The sequence below is a fragment of the Pseudomonas sp. HP_12 genome, from assembly GCF_055283955.1.
Genome location: NZ_JBTOQG010000056.1, coordinates 30,885 through 48,164 on the forward strand (window position 1 = coordinate 30,885; position 17,280 = coordinate 48,164).

Sequence of the window (17,280 nt, forward strand, 5' to 3'; positions counted from 1 at the left end):
ATGGCGTACTACCGCACTCCTCATGACGTCACTACCCTGCCCGCCTGGCAGGCGCTCAAAGATCACCGCCAAGCGATGCAAAATTTCAGCATGCGCGAAGCATTCAACGCAGACCCCAAGCGTTTCGACGAATTCACGCTCAGCAGTGCCGGTCTGTTTCTCGACTACTCGAAGAACCTGATCACTGCCGAGACCCGTCAGTTGCTGGTCAATCTGGCCAATGAAGTTGGCCTGAAAGACGCCATCAAGGCGCAGTACGACGGCGAGCTGGTCAACGCTTCTGAAGGTCGCCCTGCGCTGCACACCGCCCTGCGTCGTCCGGTGGGCGACAAGCTGCTGGTCAATGGCGTCAACGTGATGCCGGAAGTGCACAAGGTGCTGAACCAGATCACTGATCTGGTCGGGCGCATCCACGACGGCCTGTGGCGCGGCTACACCGAAAAGCCGATCACCGATGTGGTCAATATCGGCATCGGCGGCTCGTTCCTGGGCCCTGAGCTGGTGTCCGAAGCGCTGTTGTCGTACGCGCAGAAAGGCGTTCGCTGCCATTATCTGGCGAACATCGACGGCACCGAGCTGCACGAGCTGACTCAGAAGCTGCGCGCCGAAACCACGCTGTTCATCGTGTCGTCCAAGACCTTCACCACCCTCGAAACCCTGAAGAACGCCACCGCTGCCCGCGCCTGGTACCTCGCCCAGGGTGGGTCCGAAGCCGAGCTGTATCGTCACTTCATCGCGGTGTCGAGCAACAACGCCGCGGCGGTTGCGTTCGGGATTCGTGAAGAAAACATCTTCCCGATGTGGGACTGGGTCGGCGGCCGTTACTCGCTGTGGTCGGCCATTGGCCTGCCTATTGCGCTGGCGATCGGCATGTCCAATTTCAAGGAGCTGTTGTCCGGTGCTTACACCATGGATCAGCATTTCCAGAACGCCGAGTTCGAAGAGAACATGCCGGTGCTGCTGGGCTTGCTGGGTATCTGGTATGGCAATTTCTGGGGCGCGCAAAGTCACGCGATCCTGCCGTACGACCATTACCTGCGCAACATCACCAAGCACCTGCAACAGCTGGACATGGAATCCAACGGCAAGAGCGTTCGCCAGGACGGCGTGCCGGTCAAAACTGACACGGGCCCGGTCATCTGGGGCGGCGTTGGTGCGAACGGCCAGCATGCATACCACCAGTTGCTGCACCAGGGCACGCAAATGATCCCGGCCGACTTCATTGTGCCGATCGTCAGCTTCAACCCGGTGTCGGACCACCACCAATGGCTGTACGCCAACTGCCTGTCCCAGAGCCAGGCTTTGATGCAGGGTAAAACCCGCCCCGAAGCCGAGGCAGAACTGCGCGCTAAGGGCGTACCGGAAGACGAAGTGCAGCGCGTCGCGCCGCATAAGGTCATTCCGGGCAATCGTCCGAGCAACACCATTGTGGTCGAGCGCATCAGCCCTCGCCGCCTGGGCGCGCTGGTCGCGATGTACGAGCATAAAGTGTTCGTGCAAAGCGTAGTCTGGGGCACGAATGCCTTCGACCAATGGGGCGTTGAACTGGGCAAGGAGCTGGGCAAAGGCGTTTACAGCCGCCTTGTCGGCACCGACGAAACTGTCGCTGAAGACGCTTCGACCCAGGGCCTGATCAATTACTTCCGCGGTCGTCACCGCGGCTGATCTGCCGTCCTGTAACACCCTCGAAACCCGCTCTCTCGCAAGAGGCAGCGGGTTTCGTGCATTTAGGCTTCTCAGTCTTCTATGTCGGGAAGCACCGTCGGGTCGAGTTGAACGGTGTGCTGCGCCGGATTGCGCACGCAGAGGAACTGATCGTCACGCGGCCCTTCCTTCGGGCCGACGCGCCGCAAGTGCATCAACGATCCGCACCAGGGACATTGCGCAGTCAGACGATTAACCCGTAGCCGTCCGGTCTTGCTGATCTCCAGATAGTGCCCGCAGCCGAAGAAATGCTCGAACTTGCGTCGACGGAGCAAGGCTGACAGTGCGGCGGCCATCACCGCAACGATGAATGAAAACATGAACAATGTTGACCACGAGCTCTGCCCGCCCAATGGCGGCTGGAACAGGGTGAAGTACAGCCCGATCAGGCTGGCGATTCCCGTGATATACCCAAAGACAGAGACGTTGCGGCTGTCGAGGCTGCGCCCGCCAAACGCCGGATGGCGCTCAATGTGCAATTGCTCGGGTGTGAAGGTGGGGCGTTCGTTGTGACTGATGTTCACGTTGGCGCCACGAAAGTCGCCGACGCCGACGTTCAGACTGTGGTCGCCGCTTTGATCGCCATGATTGTCGTTTGGCAAAGGGGGGCTCCTGGGAAATGGACGCTGAAATGGCCGGCGATTGTCCCTGCCTTCACACTCGACAAAAATCAGCCGCTTCCCGGGTTTGCGTCGGAACCTGAGACACTTCCTGTCATATGTTTCCGTAGGAGCCATCCGCAGACCGGTCCAGGGATGGGGGGCGTTTGATCGCCATCGCAGCAGCATCCGGGCGACAAAGGGCTTAAATTATCATCGTCATTCATGCAACCATGCTCTCCCTTGATCCGGCTGACCGCGCTGTTTTCTTCACCTTTTCAAGCCCGAGCCGGCGCCGCGTCGCACACCACAGAGGATTCGCACCATGCAAGACGTCGTAATCGTTGCCGCTACCCGCACCGCGGTGGGCAGTTTCCAGGGTTCATTGGCGCATATTCCTGCAGTGGATCTCGGCGCTACCGTTATCCGTCAACTGCTGGCGCAGACCGGTCTGGACGGTGCGCAGGTCGATGAGGTGATCATGGGCCAGGTGCTGACGGCGGGTGCCGGGCAGAATCCTGCACGTCAGGCTGCGATCAAGGCGGGCTTGCCGTTCACAGTGCCCGCCATGACGCTGAACAAGGTCTGCGGTTCGGGCCTCAAGGCGCTGCATCTGGGGGCCCAGGCGATTCGTTGCGGCGACGCGGAGGTGATCATCGCTGGCGGACAGGAAAACATGAGCCTGTCGAACTATGTGATGCCGGGCGCGAGAACCGGTCTGCGCATGGGCCACGCGACGATGGTCGACACGATGATCAGCGACGGTCTGTGGGACGCTTTCAACGATTACCACATGGGCATCACTGCCGAGAACCTGGCCGAGAAATACGATATCAGCCGTGAGGCGCAAGATGCGTTTGCTGCTGCGTCGCAACAGAAAGCCGCGGCTGCCATCGAGGCCGGGCGCTTCGTGGATGAAATCACCCCGGTCCTGATTCCTCAGCGCAAAGGCGATCCGCTCTCTTTCAGCATCGACGAGCAGCCACGTGCGGGGACCACTGCTGAATCACTGGGCAAGCTCAAGCCGGCGTTCAAAAAGGACGGCTCGGTCACGGCAGGCAATGCGTCATCGCTGAACGACGGTGCGGCGGCGGTCATTCTGATGAGCGCCCGCAAAGCGGAAGAACTGGGCTTGCCGGTGCTGGCGCGGATTGCGGCTTACGCGAACGCGGGTGTTGACCCGGCGATCATGGGCATCGGCCCGGTGAGCGCAACCCGCCGCTGCCTGGACAAGGCGGGTTGGTCGCTGGAGGAGCTCGATCTGATCGAAGCCAACGAAGCCTTCGCCGCCCAGTCATTGTCGGTTGGCAAGGAACTGGGCTGGGACATGGACAAGGTCAACGTCAACGGCGGCGCCATTGCCATCGGCCACCCGATCGGCGCGTCGGGCTGCCGCGTGCTGGTGACCCTGCTGCACGAAATGATCAAGCGCGACGCGAAGAAAGGCCTGGCGACGCTGTGCATTGGCGGCGGACAAGGCGTGGCGCTGGCGTTGGCCCGGCCATAACAGCCTGGCCGAGACGCAAGTGTAGGACCAGTCCCACTAAACGCCGCGGTCAGTCAGTGGGACCGGCTTCAGCCGGGAAGAGGCCGGCGTGAACACTCTCACTTTCGCGGTGTGACGCCTGACGCATTCCCGGCTAAAGCCGGTCCCACAAAAGCACGTGGTCAGTCAGTGGGACCTGCGTCACATGCACATCACTGCCAGCCAAACCTGCGGAGATAGAACCCCTTCACCGCCTGGGTCAGCGCCACGTAGCCGATCAGGATCAGCGGCAGGATGGCGAAGTAAAGCGGTGGCAGTGCCTGCAGTTTGAAGTAGTGCGCCAGCGGGCCCATCGGCAGGAAGATGCCCACGGCCATGATCACCCCGGTCATCACCATCAACGGCATCGCCGCGCGGCTTTGCAGGAACGGGATTTTCGGCGTGCGGATCATGTGCACGATCAGCGTCTGCGTCAGCAGGCCCACGACAAACCAGCCCGACTGAAACAGCGTCTGATGCTCTGGCGTGTTGGCGCCGAACACGTACCACATCACCGCAAACGTGGTGATGTCGAAGATCGAACTGATCGGCCCGAAAAACAGCATGAAGCGTCCTACATCCGCAGGCTGCCAACGCTGAGGTTTTTTCAGCAGTTCCTCATCGACGTTATCGAACGGAATGGCAATCTGGGAAATGTCGTACAGCAGGTTCTGCACCAGCAGGTGCATTGGCAGCATCGGCAGAAACGGGATGAACGCACTGGCGACCAGCACCGAGAACACGTTGCCGAAGTTGGAACTGGCCGTCATCTTGATGTACTTGAGCATGTTGGCGAAGGTCCGGCGCCCTTCCAGCACGCCCTCCTCCAGCACCATCAGGCTCTTCTCCAGCAGAATGATGTCGGCGGCTTCCTTGGCGATGTCCACCGCTGTGTCCACGGAAATGCCAATGTCGGCTGTGCGCAGCGCAGGCGCGTCGTTAATGCCGTCACCCATGAAACCCACCACATGCCCGTTGGCCTTGAGCAGCCGTACGATGCGCTCCTTGTGGGAAGGCGTCAGCTTGGCGAACACATTGGTCGTTTCGACCGCGACCGCCAGCTCAGCGTCGCTCATGCGCTCGATATCACCACCCAGCAGCAGGCCCTGACGCTCCAGACCGACTTCGCGGCAGATCTTCGCGGTGACGCGCTCGTTGTCGCCGGTCAGCACTTTCACCGCCACGCCATGCTCGGCCAGCGCTTTAAGCGCCGGCGCCGTGCTTTCCTTCGGTGGATCGAGAAACGCGACATAGCCGATCAGGGTCAGGTCGCTTTCGTCAGCCAGGCCGTAGGTGTCGCGGCCCGCCTTCATAGGACGCGCGGCCACAGCCACCACGCGCAGGCCTTCTTCGTTGAATGCAGCGGTGACGTTCAGAATGCGCTCGAGCAGCTCAGGCGTGAGCGCTTCTTCGGCATCGCCATGGCGCACGCGGTTGCACACGCTCAGCACCTCTTCCAGCGCGCCTTTGCAGATCAACAGATGCGGTTCGCGCTGCTGTTGCACCACCACCGACATGCGCCGGCGATTGAAGTCGAACGGGACCTCATCGACTTTGCTGAACGCAGTGCCGACTTGCAGCTCGCGGTGAATCTCGACGTGCTCCAGCACCGCGACGTCCAGCAGGTTTTTCAGACCGGTCTGGTAGTAGCTGTTGAGGTAGGCCATTTCCAGAACGTCGTCGGACTCATCGCCCCAGACGTCGACATGCCGTGCCAGAAAAATCTTGTCCTGGGTCAGCGTGCCGGTCTTGTCGGTGCACAGCACGTCCATGGCGCCGAAGTTCTGGATGGCGTCGAGGCGCTTGACGATGACTTTCTTGCGCGACAGGAACACCGCGCCCTTGGCCAGCGTCGAGGTGACGATCATCGGCAGCATTTCCGGGGTCAGGCCGACCGCGATGGACAGCGCGAACAGCAGCGCTTCCATCCAGTCGCCCTTGGTGAAGCCGTTGATGAACAGCACCAGAGGCGCCATCACGAACATGAAGCGGATCAGCAGCCAGCTGACTTTGTTGACCCCGGCCTGAAACGAGGTCGGCGCACGATCGGTAGCGCTGACCCGCTGCGCCAGTGCGCCGAAATAAGTGTTGTTGCCGGTCGCCAGAATGACGCCCGTCGCCGCGCCGGACACCACGTTGGTGCCCATAAACAGAATGTTTTCCAGGTCAAGCGGGTTACCCGTGTCGAGGTCCTGACGCCGCGCGAATTTCTCCACCGGCATGGATTCGCCGGTCATGGCGGCCTGGCTGACGAACAGGTCCTTGGCGCTCAGCACGCGGCAGTCCGCAGGGATCATGTCGCCGGCAGACAGCACAATGAGGTCGCCCGGTACCAGTTGCTTGATCGGCAGTTCGATTCGTTTTTGCGTTGCGTTATCGGCCGCGTCGAACGTGCTGTCGGCGCGGCGCATGACGGTCGCGGTGTTGCTGACCATCGCTTTCAGCGCGTCGGCGGCCTGATTGGAGCGCGCCTCCTGCCAGAAACGCAGCAGTGTGGAGAGCACGACCATGGAGAAAATCACCGTGGCGGCCTTCATGTCTTCGGTCAGCCACGAGATGAACGCCAGCAGGGTCAGTAGCAGGTTGAACGGGTTTTTGTAGCAGTGCCACAGGTGCACCCACCATGGCAGCGGCTGTTCATGCTCGACTTCGTTAAGGCCGTGTTGCTCGCGCAGCCTTTGCGCTTCGGTTTCGGTGAGGCCGTCGGCGTGGCTGCTCAGGCGCGCGAGCAATTCAGGCACATCGCTGCTGGCGCCCCGGGTCAGGGTTTGCGCCAGGGTGGGCGGCACTTCGCGGCTGACGGTGGCGTCGGTCACGCTGTCGAGCGTCGCCAGCCGACGAAAGTGCCGGCCGAGTTTGCGGGTGCGGACGAAGTCTGCGAGGAATTCTTTCAGGAGGGTGTACTTCATGGTTATGTCCCCTGGACTGAAGGCTGCTGGAGCTGAAAGCACAGGAACCTTGAGCAGGTACGGCAAACCTCTGGCGCCGCGCTCGTGATGAGCAGGCGCCGCAGGCTGGCCCGCGCAGCAAAAGCCGCGCGCGTCCGATGCGCAGACGAACGACAGACGCGTCGGTCATCACGCAGGATTGGGCGTCAGGGAAAGGACAGGAAAGCGGGCTCTGATCAGAGTCCGCCGGCACTGCCGCTTCTCACGTTGTCGGCGAGATAGCGGCAGTGAAAAAGACTGCGCGTTATCGTGCCGAGTATGGGCCGGTCGTCATCACCGGCTGACGTCTGTCACTCGAACAAGTACCCACTGTGGGTCTCCGCATTGGTTGAAAACGGGCGAAGCATACGCCCGGGTTTTATGAGAGTAAATCGCCAGCACGGAGGGTGTGGGGGTTTTGCAGAAGTCTTCAGGAACGGTTCAGGAACCGGGGGATGACGCCCCTTGTAGGGGTGAGCTTGCTCGCACATGCGTCATATCTGAGACCCCAAGGTTGAACTGATTCACCTCAGTTTCTGTAGGAGTGAGGGCAGTGCGAAAGTCCGTAGAAGCTTGCTGGCGAACAGGCGGCAACACCGGCATTGGCCTTGCTGATAAACTCCCACGCCCTCATTCCTGCCCCAAGGCCGAGCATGTCTTCGTTGAATCAGGCGCTCAGCGTCGCCCTCGATAATCGTCAAACCCTGCTGGCGGAACTGCACGCCCAAGGCACCGACTGTTATCGCCTGTTCCACGGCAGCCAGGAAGGCGCGAGCGGGCTGACGGTCGACCGCTACGGCCCGCAACTGCTGGTGCAGAGTTTCCACAACAGCCTGGATCTCGATTCGCTGCTGGCGCTGCATGCCACCGTCAATGGGCGGCTGGGCCTTGAATTGATGCTGGTCTACAACGACCGCTCCCAGGGCAACTCGCGCGTTGACCGGACTGACCCGATCTATAAAGCCGACGACGCTGCGCTGGCCGATCTGGTCGGCCACGAGTGGGGCCTGAATTACCGGGTGCGCGGTCGTCATGCCGGGCAGGATCCATTGCTGTTTCTCGACCTGCGCAACGCCCGCGGCTGGGTCAAGCAACATGCCGCCGGCAAGAGCGTGCTCAATCTGTTCGCCTACACCTGCGGCGTCGGCCTGAGCGCAGCGGCGGGTGGCGCGCGCGAGGTGTGCAACCTGGATTTCGCCGAGGGCAACCTGGCCGTCGGGCGCGAGAACGGCCTGCTCAATCCGCAACTGCCGGCCATGCAGTTCGTCCAGTCCGATTACTTCCCGGCCATTCGCCAACTGGCCGGGCTGCCCATCGCTTCCCGTCGCGGCCACAAACTGCCGAGCTACGTCCGGCTTGAGCAACGCCAGTATGATCTGGTCTTGCTGGATCCGCCGGCCTGGGCCAAGAGCGCCTTCGGCACGGTTGACCTGCTGCGCGATTATCAAAGCCTGCTGAAACCCGCTCTGCTGACCACCGCTGAAGATGGCGTGCTGATCTGCTGCAACAACCTGGCGAAGGTCAGCCTGGACGATTGGCGCGAGCAAGTGCTGCGTTGCGCGAGCAAGATTGGCCGACCCGTGCGCGACTGCCAGGTGCTGACCCCGGGCGCCGACTTTCCGTCACAGGATCAACAGCCCCCGCTCAAGACATTGATCTTGCAGCTGTGATGCTCAAACGAGCCTGAGGAAATTTCCCACAGGGATTGAAGCGACTGGATTCGGAACCAGATTGGCGTGCCATACTCCAAGGACCTCCCATCGAGAGAGTCGGCGACCTACATGCCCAAAGGATTGAAACGCGCCATCGGCGCCCTGCTGGCCGTCTTCGCCATTTACAGCGTGCTGGGGTTTCTGATCCTGCCAGGCGTTGCATTGCGAATCATCAATCAACAACTGGCCAATTACAGCACGGTGCCGGCCAGGCTCGACCGCCTCGAACTCAATCCCTACAGCCTGGAAGTCACCCTCTGGGGCCTGAACATCGGGGCACCGGGCAAGGAGCAAATCGGTTTCGCACGGCTTTACGCCAACCTGCAAATCGATAGCCTGTGGACCAAGGCCCTGCACCTCAAGGCCGTCGAACTTGATAAACCCAAGACGGAGCTGCTGTTCGCAAAGGACGGCACGCTCAATCTGGCCGGCCTGTTCAAGCTGCCCGCAAGCGAACCTGCAAAACCAGACGAACCTCCAGGCAAGCCATTTCCGCTGCGTATCGGCGAAATCAAGCTGGCCGACGGTTACGTGCATTTCCAGGACATGCGGCCCAGCGAGCCGATTGAGTTTCTCTACGACGCGCTGAATTTCGAGCTGAAAAACCTCAGCACACTGCCGGAAGACAACGCCGACATGACCCTGGTCGCCGCAGGGCCTGAAGGCGGTCAGATCGACTGGGTCGGGCGCATCAGTCTGGTGCCGATCGCGTCGGAAGGCACGCTCAAAGTCACCGACGGCAAGATGAAAGTCTGGTGGCCCTACGTTCGCGATGCCCTGCCGCTGGTGCTCAAAGACGGCGTACTCAATTTCAACACCCACTACACACTCAGTCTGGCCAAGGAAACCGAGCTGCTGCTGGACAACACGTCCCTGAGCGTTGCGCCCTTTGCCATCGACGCCCCGGACGGCAGGCCGCTGGCTCGCCTGAAAAAACTGAGCGTGAGCGAGACGTCGATCGATCTGGCCAAGCAGTTGGTGACCGTCGGCAAGATTCGCAGCGAAGGCCTGGAAACCTGGGCGACGCGTGAGTCAGACGGTGAGCTGGACTGGCAAAAGCTGTTCGCCAGCCAGCCTTCTAAGGCGCAGGCGAAAAAGGTTGAGGCTGAAAAACAGCAGCCCGCCACCGCGAGCAGCGCTGAAACCACCGCCAGCGCAAACCCAGCGGCGGCGAGCAAGCCGTGGCAGGTGTTGCTGCGCGATACGCAGCTGCGCGACTACCGCATTCACCTCGCCGACAAGGTGCCGAAAGAGCCTGTTGCGATTGACGTTGGTCCGCTGAACCTGGACCTGACCGGCTTCGACAGCCTCAACAAATCACCCTTCAAGCTCAAGCTCGACACCGGCGTGGGCAAGCAAGGCAAGCTGACCGCCGAGGGCGAGGTGAATCTGGCGCCGGTTCGCGCCAATCTCAACGTCACCACCCGCGATATCGACCTGCGTGTCGCGCAGTCCTACGTCACGCCGTTCATTCGTCTGGAAGTCCGGAGCGGCATGCTCAACAGCGATCTGGCGGTCGACCTGAAAAGCACCGAGCCCTTGGCGCTGGGCATTACCGGCAAGGCGCAGGTCGACCAGTTGCACACCCTCGACACCCTCAAGTCGCGGGACTTCGTGAAATGGCAGCGGCTGAATGTCGAGGGCCTGAATTTCCAGCTCGGCGACAGCCTGACCATCGCCACGATCAACATTGATCAGCCCTATGCCCGATTCATGATTGCCGACGATCGCTCAACTAATATCGATGACCTGCTGATTCCTCAGCCTGCTGATCAAGCGCCTGCCGCGCCGAAAGCCAAAGCTGCCGCCAGCAGCGAAAAGCCGATGGGCATTCGCATTGGCGAAGTGAACATCACCAACGGCTCGGCCAACTTCGCTGACTTCAGCCTTACGCCGAATTTCGCTACGGCTGTTCAGCAACTCAACGGCAAGATCGGCACGCTGGATAACCGCCAGGACAAACCGGCGACGGTGAACATCAACGGCAAGGTGGATCGCTATGCGCCGGTAACCATCAAGGGCGCGCTGAACCCGTTCAACCCGATGGCGAGTCTGGACATCGCGACGAGCTTCAAGCGCGTGGAACTGACCACGTTGACGCCCTATTCCGGCAAGTTCGCCGGGTATCGCATCCGCAAGGGGCGTTTGAATCTGGACCTGCATTACCTGATCACCAAAGGCCAGCTGAAAGCCGAGAACAAGGTGGTGGTCGAGCAGCTGCAACTGGGCGAGAAGGTCGACAGTCCGGACGCGGTGAATCTGCCGCTGAAACTGGCGATCGCCCTGCTCAAGGATACCGATGGCAAGATTTCCATCGAGCTGCCCGTAACGGGCGATCTCAACAATCCGCAGTTCAGCGTGATGCCGATTGTCTGGCAGACCCTGCGCAATCTGGTGGTGAAGGCTGCGGCGGCGCCGTTCAAATTCATTGGCGGGTTGATCAGCGGCGGTGGCGGATCAGAGGATTTAGGCACGGTGTCCTTCGCGCCAGGGGTTGATGAGTTGAGCCCTGAAGCCATGGCGTCGCTGGACAAGCTGGCGGCGGGATTGAAAGCGCGTCCGGCGTTGCGCCTGGAGATTGAAGGCACCAGCGCTGAAGCGAGCGACGGGCCGCTGATTGCCCAGCAACGCCTGGAGCGCGAATACCAGAGCACGTACTACAAGATTCTCCAGCGCCGTGGCGACAAGGTGCCGGCGCAGGCGAGCGATCTGACCGTGCCTGCTGACGAGAAGGCACCGATGCTCGAGGGCATCTATCGCACGCGCCTGAAACAGCAGCCGCCGGCTGAATGGGTGAATCTGGGCAAGGAAGAGCGTCAGAACAAGCTGCGCGAGGCGGTGCTCAAATCCTGGAGTTCGAGCGCGCTGCTGCTGCGTCAGCTTGGTCAGGCGCGGGCCGGAAGCATCAAGGACTACTTGGTGGACAAGGGCCAACTGGCAGACGAGCGGGTGTATTTCATCGACACCACCCTCGGCAAACCGGAAAAGGACGGCCGCGTCATCAGCCCCCTTCACCTCGACAGCGAGTAATGATTTTGAGAAATGCGATAACGAGAATCGCGTTGGTTCTCGGTGTGACAGCGCTGGCTGGCGTTGCCCAGGCGGATACGTTGCGCTGCGGCAGCCAGTTGATCAGCGTGGGCGACCGGATGTTTGAAGTGCAGCAGAAATGCGGTCAACCGGTCAGCCAGGACATCATCGGCTACAAGGAAACCGTCAATCACTACCGCCAGGTGGATCAGGTGCAGGTTCAGGAATGGATCTACGGCCCGAGCAACGGGATGTACCAGTATTTGAGGTTCGAAGGCGGGCGGCTGGTGAGGATTGATAGCAAACGCGGGAGGTGATGGCGCCTGCCCTGACGCTTTCCCGGCTAAAGATGGTCCCACAAAAAGCACGCGGTCAGTCTGTGGGACCGGCTTTAGCCGGGAAGAGGCCCGCGTGGACACCCTACATTTGCGGTGCCACACCCGACGCCTTCCCGGCTGAAGCCGGTCCTACAAAGAAAGAGGCCAGTCTACCGGCCATCAACCATCGGCCATCAACGCTCGTGCAGTGCCTCGGCGCGGGCTTTCAGCACGGGTTTGAGCAGGTAGCTCAGGATGGTTTTCTTGCCGGTGATGATGTCCACCGAGGCGACCATGCCCGGGATGATCAGCAGCGGGTGCTCATCAGTGCCGAGGTGGCTGCGGTCGGTGCGCAGTTTGATCACGTAGAAGGTGTTCTTCTTCTCTTCGTCCTGAATGGTGTCGGCGCCGATCTGCTCCAGCTTGCCTTTCAGCCCGCCATAGATCGTGTAGTCATAGGCCGTGAACTTGATCATCGCTTCCTGCCCCGGGTGCAGGAAGGCGATGTCTTGCGGACGAATGCGCGCTTCTACCAGCAGGGTGTCATCCAGCGGCACCACTTCGGCGATGTCGCTGCCCGGCTGAATAACCCCGCCGACGGTGTTGACCAGCATCTGTTTGACCACGCCGCGCACCGGCGATGTCACCATCGTGCGGTTGACGCGGTCTTCAAGGCCCTTGGCCGTCGACTGCGCTTTCGAAAGATTGGTACGCGCTTCGTTCAGCTGCGTCAGTGCGTCGCTGCGAAATTTGCCACGGGTCTCATCGATCTTGCGCTGCACTTCGGCAATCGCCGCTTGTGCGCGAGGGATCGCCAGCGTGGTGCCATCCAGCTGACCACGGGTTTCCACCTCGGAGCGTTTCAGCCGCAGGATGTCCACCGGCGACACGGCGCCTTGGGACACCAACGGCTCGGACATGCCGATCTCCTGGCGCAAAAGGGCCAGGCTGCTGCGGTATTGCTCCTGCTTGGAGCCGAATTCACGCAATTCCTGCTGACGCTGAATCAACTGCTGCTGCAAACCACCAATCTCATCCACCAGTTGCTGACGGCGGCTTTTGTACAGCGACTCTTCGTTCGCTGCCTGATTCGGCACCAGCTTGCGCGCTTCGGCGCTGATATTCAGCGGACGGTCATCGACCTCGGCGCTCAGACGCTCGACGCGCAGTTGCATGGCCAGCCGATCAGCCTCGGTTTCGCCAACGTTGGACGCAAAGCGCGTGTCGTCGAGACGAATCAGCGGGGCGCCGGCGTCGACGATCTGGCCGTCGTGGGCGTAGATCTGCGCGACGATGCCGCCTTCCAGGTTCTGGATTTTCTGGATCTTGGTCGACGGAATGGCCTTGCCCTCGCCCTTCGTCACTTCATCGATCACGGCGTAGTTGGCCCAGACCAGCAAGAAGACGAAGAACAGAATCACGGCCCAGATGGTCAGCCGCACGATGCGCGGGGCGTCGTCGACCAATGCCTTTTTGACTTCCGGCAGCGCCTGGCCTTCCAGCGAAGGTGAGCCCTTGAAGTAGCCGAAGATGCCGCCACCGGAGTTTTGACCTGACTTAAGCAACACTGATCTGCCCCTTTTTCAACGCTTCCATAACGGCGGCTTTCGGGCCGTCGGCCACGATCTGGCCGCGGTCGATGACCACCAGGCGATCAACCAGGCTGAGCAACGAGGCTCGGTGTGTCACAAGAATCACGGTCTTTTTCTCGATAACGCCGTGCAGGCGCTGCTTCAAACGTTCTTCGCCGGTGTTGTCCATGGCGCTGGTGGGTTCGTCGAGCAACAGGATCGGCGGATCGAGCAACAAGGCCCGCGCCAGGGCAACGTTCTGCCGCTGACCACCGGACAAATTCTGCCCGCGCTCACCCACTTGCAGCTCGTAGCCCTGGGGATGCAGGCTGGCGAATTCGTGCACGCCGGCCAATTCAGCGGCCTGCAGCACCATTTCGTCGTCCACGTAGCGCGCACCGGAAATCAGGTTGTCGCGCAGCGTGCCCGACAACAGTTGTATGTCCTGGGCGACGTAGCCGATGTTGTGGCGCACTTCGCTGACGTCGATCTGGCGAATGTCGACGCCATCCACCAGCAACGAGCCTTCATCAGGCTGATACAAACCGACCAGCAGTTTGGCCAGGGAGCTTTTCCCCGACCCGCTACGGCCAATGATGCCGACCTTCTCGCCCGGGCGGATCACCAGATTGATGTTGCGCAGCGCCAGGTTTTGCTGGTTCGGGTAAGTGAACTCAAGGTTGCGGAATTCCATGGCGCCTTGCAGGACCTGACGGCTGAGGGGACGCTCGTCGAAGTTACGTTCCTGAGGCAGCTCCATCATTTGATCGACCGAGACCATGGTCACTTTGGCTTGCTGATAACGGGTCAGCAGACCGGAGAGTTGCGCCAGCGGGCCAAGGGCGCGGCCGCTGAGCATGTAGCACGCCACGAGGCCGCCCATGCTGAGGACGCCGTCCATGATCATGTAAACGCCGAAACAGATCATCGCCACGCCCGCCAGTTGCTGGATCAGCAGGGTGATGTTCATGGCAAGACCGGAAAGCACTTTGACGCGCAATTCCAGGCGGCTAAGCGTACCGATGGTGTGCTCCCACTGGTATTGACGCTCGCTTTCGGCGTTGTTGACCTTCACCGCATCGAGGCCGGCGAGGGTTTCGATCAGGCTCGACTGACGCTCGGCACCCAGCGCCATGGTGCGCTCAAGGGTGGAGGTCAGCGGTTTTTGCAGGAAATGGCCGATGCCCAGCGCCAGCGGGAAGGCGATGATCGGAATCCACACCAGATGCCCGCCCAGCAGCGCGATCACCAACAGAATGATCAGCGTGAACGGCAGGTCGATGAGGCTGGTCAGGGTCAGCGACGTGAGGAAGTCACGCATGCCCTGGAACTCATGAATGTTCTGGGCGTAGCTGCCGACCCGCGCCGGGCGAAACTTCATCGCCATGCCGACGATGCGTTCGAACAGCGTGGCGGAAATGATCAGGTCGGTTTTCTTGCCGGCCAGGTCCAGGCACAGACTGCGCAGGCCCTTGAGCAAAAGATCAAACAGAAACGCGCCACAGATACCGGTCGCCAGCACCCACAGTGTGGCGGTGGCCTGGTTGGGCACGACGCGGTCGTAGACGTTCATCACGAAAAGAGGGGTAGCCAGCGCGATCAGGTTGATCACGAAGCTGGCAGCGATCGCGTCGACGTAAAGCCAGCGAGACAGCTTGAGGGTGTCCTTGAACCAGGAACGAGCGCGCGGGATGAGCGAGCCCTGGGTCACGTCAAATTTATGTTGCGGCTGTGCGAAAAACACCCGACCGCTGTAATCCTGCGCCAGCGCTTCGGTTTCGATCAGCACTTCGCCGCCGTTGCTTTCGCTGATCAGCAGGCGGGCCGATTGGCCCTCCCAACCGAGCAGAACGGCAGAGCGCCCGTCTTTCAGGAGCAGCAAGGCGGGTAATGCGATCTCGGGAATCTGGATGAGTTTGCGTTGCAGCAAACGCCCCTGCAAACCCGCCCGGGCTGCGGCGCGGGGCAGCAGATCCGGGCTCAGGCGCTGGTCGGGCAATGGCAGACCGGTGGTCAGCATGGCCCGGCTCGCCGGTTTGTGATGCAGGGCACAGAGTGTCAACAGCCCGTCGAGTAGCGGATCGTCGTGCTGGCTGCGTGGATCATGACCTAATTGAGCCGAAGGTAATTCCAAGTCCACGCTGACACTCTCTTTCTTAACGGTTAAAAGAACCTGACTCCGTCAAGAATCAGTTCATGCCCGGCAGCTGAACTGTCGGTTTCACATCGTTCTGCACAACCGATGCCATCGGCGCCACGACACCCTGGCTCTTCAGCAATGTGCCCATGTCCGCCTTGATGCGGTACTGGGTGTACGTCTGCAGGTTTTTCAGCTGCACCAGACGCTGTTGCGCGGTGAACAACTCGTTCTCGCTGTCGAGAAGGTCGAGCAGGGTACGCTCTCCCAGACTGAATTGCTGCTGGTACGAAGTACGCACGCTGTTGGCCCGCTCGACGTACTGCTGAGCGATCGGCACCTGGGCGTTGGCGTTGTTGTAGGCGTTCCAGGCCAGGCCCAGTTCTTCGTTCAACTGACGCAGCGCGTTGTTGCGGATATCCAGGGCCTGACTCGACAGGTACGACTTGGATTGCAGGTCAGCCTTGTTGCTGCCACCGGCGTACAGGTTGAAGCGCATGCGGACCATGGCTTCCCAGCCATTGTTGTGGCCTTCGTCGCCGCCAATGTTGTTATCGGCATTGCGGCCCAGTTCTGCATCGAAACGCGGGTAGTAATTGGACTGCGCCGAGGTGTACTGCTTTTCAGCGGCAACGATGTCGGCTTCGGCCGAGCGCAGCACCGGGCTGTTCTCGAGCATCTGGCGGCGGGCTTCGTTCAGATCGGCAGGCATCATGGCGAACGGCGACGGCGCTTCCAGCTGGTCAGCTTCCAGACCAACGGCACTCAAGTAGTTGGTCTGGGCGTCGGCCAGGTTGGTTTGTTCGGTGATCAGGTTGTTACGGGCCTGTGCCAGACGGGCATCGGCCTGGTCCATATCGGCCATACGACCTACACCGCGGGAAGTGCGCAGTTTGATTTGGTCGTAAATACGTTCGTGACTCTTCAGGTTTTCTTCGGCCAGCCGAACCATTTCACGTTGAGTAAGAACATCGAGATAGACCTGCGCAACTGTCAACGCGGTACGTTCGGTTGTATTTAACAGCGAGTATGCCCGGGAATTGGCGGTGGCTTGTTGACGCGCAACTTCGTTACTTGTTGCGAAGCCATCAAAGAGCATTTGCTGAAGACGGATTTGCGACTCGCCACGGTCCAGCGTCTGGTAATCGTGACGACCGGTCGAGGCACGGGTGCTTGGCGTATCGGAACCGGCCCGGCCGTAGCCCGCCGTGACATCGACACGCGGCAGGTAGCCGCCCTTTGCAGCACGGAGTGCGTAGTCCTGGGCGATACGGGCATTGATGCCGGCCTGCACCTCGGGATGCTCGTCCATGGCTTTCTGCATGGCGGACTGTAGCGTCTGGGCCTGAACGAAACCGGCACAAAGGATGAGGGGTACAGCAGTGAAGAGGTGCTTACGCATTTTGGTGATTTCCCGAGAACGTACTTGTTCAAAATGCAGCAATACGCACTGCCGCATCGTAAAAATGGCCATTGAAGTGATCGTCTCGAGAGTGTTCTGAAGGGCGCTTGCGATCACACTGCAGAAATCCGCGATCTCATCAAATATCAATGTGACATTACGGAAGCGATTGTTTAGGATGTCGCCGAATAGGTCAATACTTTGGCAGAAAGTTAATTCCAGTGCCGACCTGCTGTTAATAAATTGACGCCAGATTACGAGCAACTTAATAAGTTCCCTAACTTGTTATCTGGCAATGAAACAAATGCGAATCTTTACGTCATCCAGTAATGAAGCGGCGTTAGTTAAGGCCGGTC

General features: G+C 60.5%; 10 protein-coding genes. 5 read left to right on the forward strand and 5 right to left on the reverse strand.

Features of this window, described 5'->3' with window-relative positions; all coding sequences use genetic code 11:
• Positions 1-1,665 carry a glucose-6-phosphate isomerase gene (pgi, locus tag ACYASU_RS21710; RefSeq protein ID WP_192174607.1) on the forward strand — a complete coding sequence of 555 codons (1,665 nt, stop codon included), beginning with the start codon at positions 1-3 and terminating at the stop codon, positions 1,663-1,665.
• A 71-nt stretch (positions 1,666-1,736) separates the two neighbouring features.
• Here pgi and ACYASU_RS21715 read toward each other — a convergent pair whose 3' ends face one another.
• Positions 1,737-2,306: a hypothetical protein gene (locus ACYASU_RS21715; protein ID WP_463584006.1), complete on the reverse strand. Its 570-nt coding sequence runs from the start codon at positions 2,304-2,306 to the stop codon at positions 1,737-1,739.
• A 322-nt stretch (positions 2,307-2,628) separates the two neighbouring features.
• Here ACYASU_RS21715 and ACYASU_RS21720 point away from each other — a divergent pair, with 322 nt between their 5' ends.
• Positions 2,629-3,810 carry an acetyl-CoA C-acetyltransferase gene (locus ACYASU_RS21720; protein WP_463584007.1) on the forward strand — a complete coding sequence of 394 codons (1,182 nt, stop codon included), beginning with the start codon at positions 2,629-2,631 and terminating at the stop codon, positions 3,808-3,810.
• A 191-nt stretch (positions 3,811-4,001) separates the two neighbouring features.
• On the opposite strand, the gene mgtA is transcribed toward ACYASU_RS21720, so the two are convergent.
• Positions 4,002-6,737 carry a magnesium-translocating P-type ATPase gene (gene mgtA / locus ACYASU_RS21725; RefSeq protein ID WP_463584008.1) on the reverse strand — a complete coding sequence of 912 codons (2,736 nt, stop codon included), beginning with the start codon at positions 6,735-6,737 and terminating at the stop codon, positions 4,002-4,004.
• 671 nt (positions 6,738-7,408) lie between these two features.
• On the opposite strand from mgtA, the gene ACYASU_RS21730 reads away from it, so the two are divergent.
• From ACYASU_RS21730 to ACYASU_RS21740, 3 genes are all read left to right on the forward strand, one after another.
• Positions 7,409-8,425, forward strand: coding sequence for a class I SAM-dependent rRNA methyltransferase (locus ACYASU_RS21730; protein ID WP_463584009.1), 1,017 nt, complete (start codon positions 7,409-7,411; stop codon positions 8,423-8,425).
• A gap of 111 nt (positions 8,426-8,536) precedes the next feature.
• Positions 8,537-11,497, forward strand: a complete 2,961-nt coding sequence (locus ACYASU_RS21735) for a DUF748 domain-containing protein (protein ID WP_463584010.1) — start codon at positions 8,537-8,539, stop codon at positions 11,495-11,497.
• A complete protein-coding gene (locus ACYASU_RS21740; protein ID WP_463584011.1) occupies positions 11,497-11,814 on the forward strand; it encodes a DUF2845 domain-containing protein in 318 nt (105 codons plus the stop codon). Before ACYASU_RS21735 ends, ACYASU_RS21740 begins: the two co-directional genes overlap by 1 nt.
• Positions 11,815-12,008: 194 nt before the next feature.
• Here ACYASU_RS21740 and ACYASU_RS21745 read toward each other — a convergent pair whose 3' ends face one another.
• From ACYASU_RS21745 to ACYASU_RS21755, 3 genes are read right to left on the reverse strand one after another with little or no spacing between them, the layout of a single operon-like run.
• On the reverse strand, positions 12,009-13,382 hold the full coding sequence (locus tag ACYASU_RS21745; RefSeq protein ID WP_192174600.1) for an HlyD family type I secretion periplasmic adaptor subunit: 1,374 nt from the start codon (positions 13,380-13,382) through the stop codon (positions 12,009-12,011).
• A complete protein-coding gene (locus tag ACYASU_RS21750) occupies positions 13,372-15,525 on the reverse strand; it encodes a type I secretion system permease/ATPase (protein WP_346631253.1) in 2,154 nt (717 codons plus the stop codon). Before ACYASU_RS21750 ends, ACYASU_RS21745 begins: the two co-directional genes overlap by 11 nt.
• 49 nt (positions 15,526-15,574) lie before the next feature.
• The gene (locus ACYASU_RS21755) at positions 15,575-16,924 is read right to left on the reverse strand and encodes a TolC family outer membrane protein (protein WP_192174598.1); all 1,350 of its coding nucleotides are present in this window, start codon (positions 16,922-16,924) and stop codon (positions 15,575-15,577) included.
• Between the last annotated feature and the right edge of the window lie 356 nt (positions 16,925-17,280).

Coding starts and splice junctions, on each gene's coding strand:
- ACYASU_RS21730 (WP_463584009.1), top strand. CDS start 7,409: ATGTCTTCGTTGAATCAGGCGCTCAGCGTCGCCCTCGATAATCGTCAA.
- ACYASU_RS21735 (WP_463584010.1), top strand. CDS start 8,537: ATGCCCAAAGGATTGAAACGCGCCATCGGCGCCCTGCTGGCCGTCTTC.
- mgtA (WP_463584008.1), bottom strand. CDS start 6,737: ATGAAGTACACCCTCCTGAAAGAATTCCTCGCAGACTTCGTCCGCACC.
- ACYASU_RS21740 (WP_463584011.1), top strand. CDS start 11,497: ATGATTTTGAGAAATGCGATAACGAGAATCGCGTTGGTTCTCGGTGTG.
- ACYASU_RS21720 (WP_463584007.1), top strand. CDS start 2,629: ATGCAAGACGTCGTAATCGTTGCCGCTACCCGCACCGCGGTGGGCAGT.
- ACYASU_RS21755 (WP_192174598.1), bottom strand. CDS start 16,924: ATGCGTAAGCACCTCTTCACTGCTGTACCCCTCATCCTTTGTGCCGGT.
- pgi (WP_192174607.1), top strand. CDS start 1: ATGGCGTACTACCGCACTCCTCATGACGTCACTACCCTGCCCGCCTGG.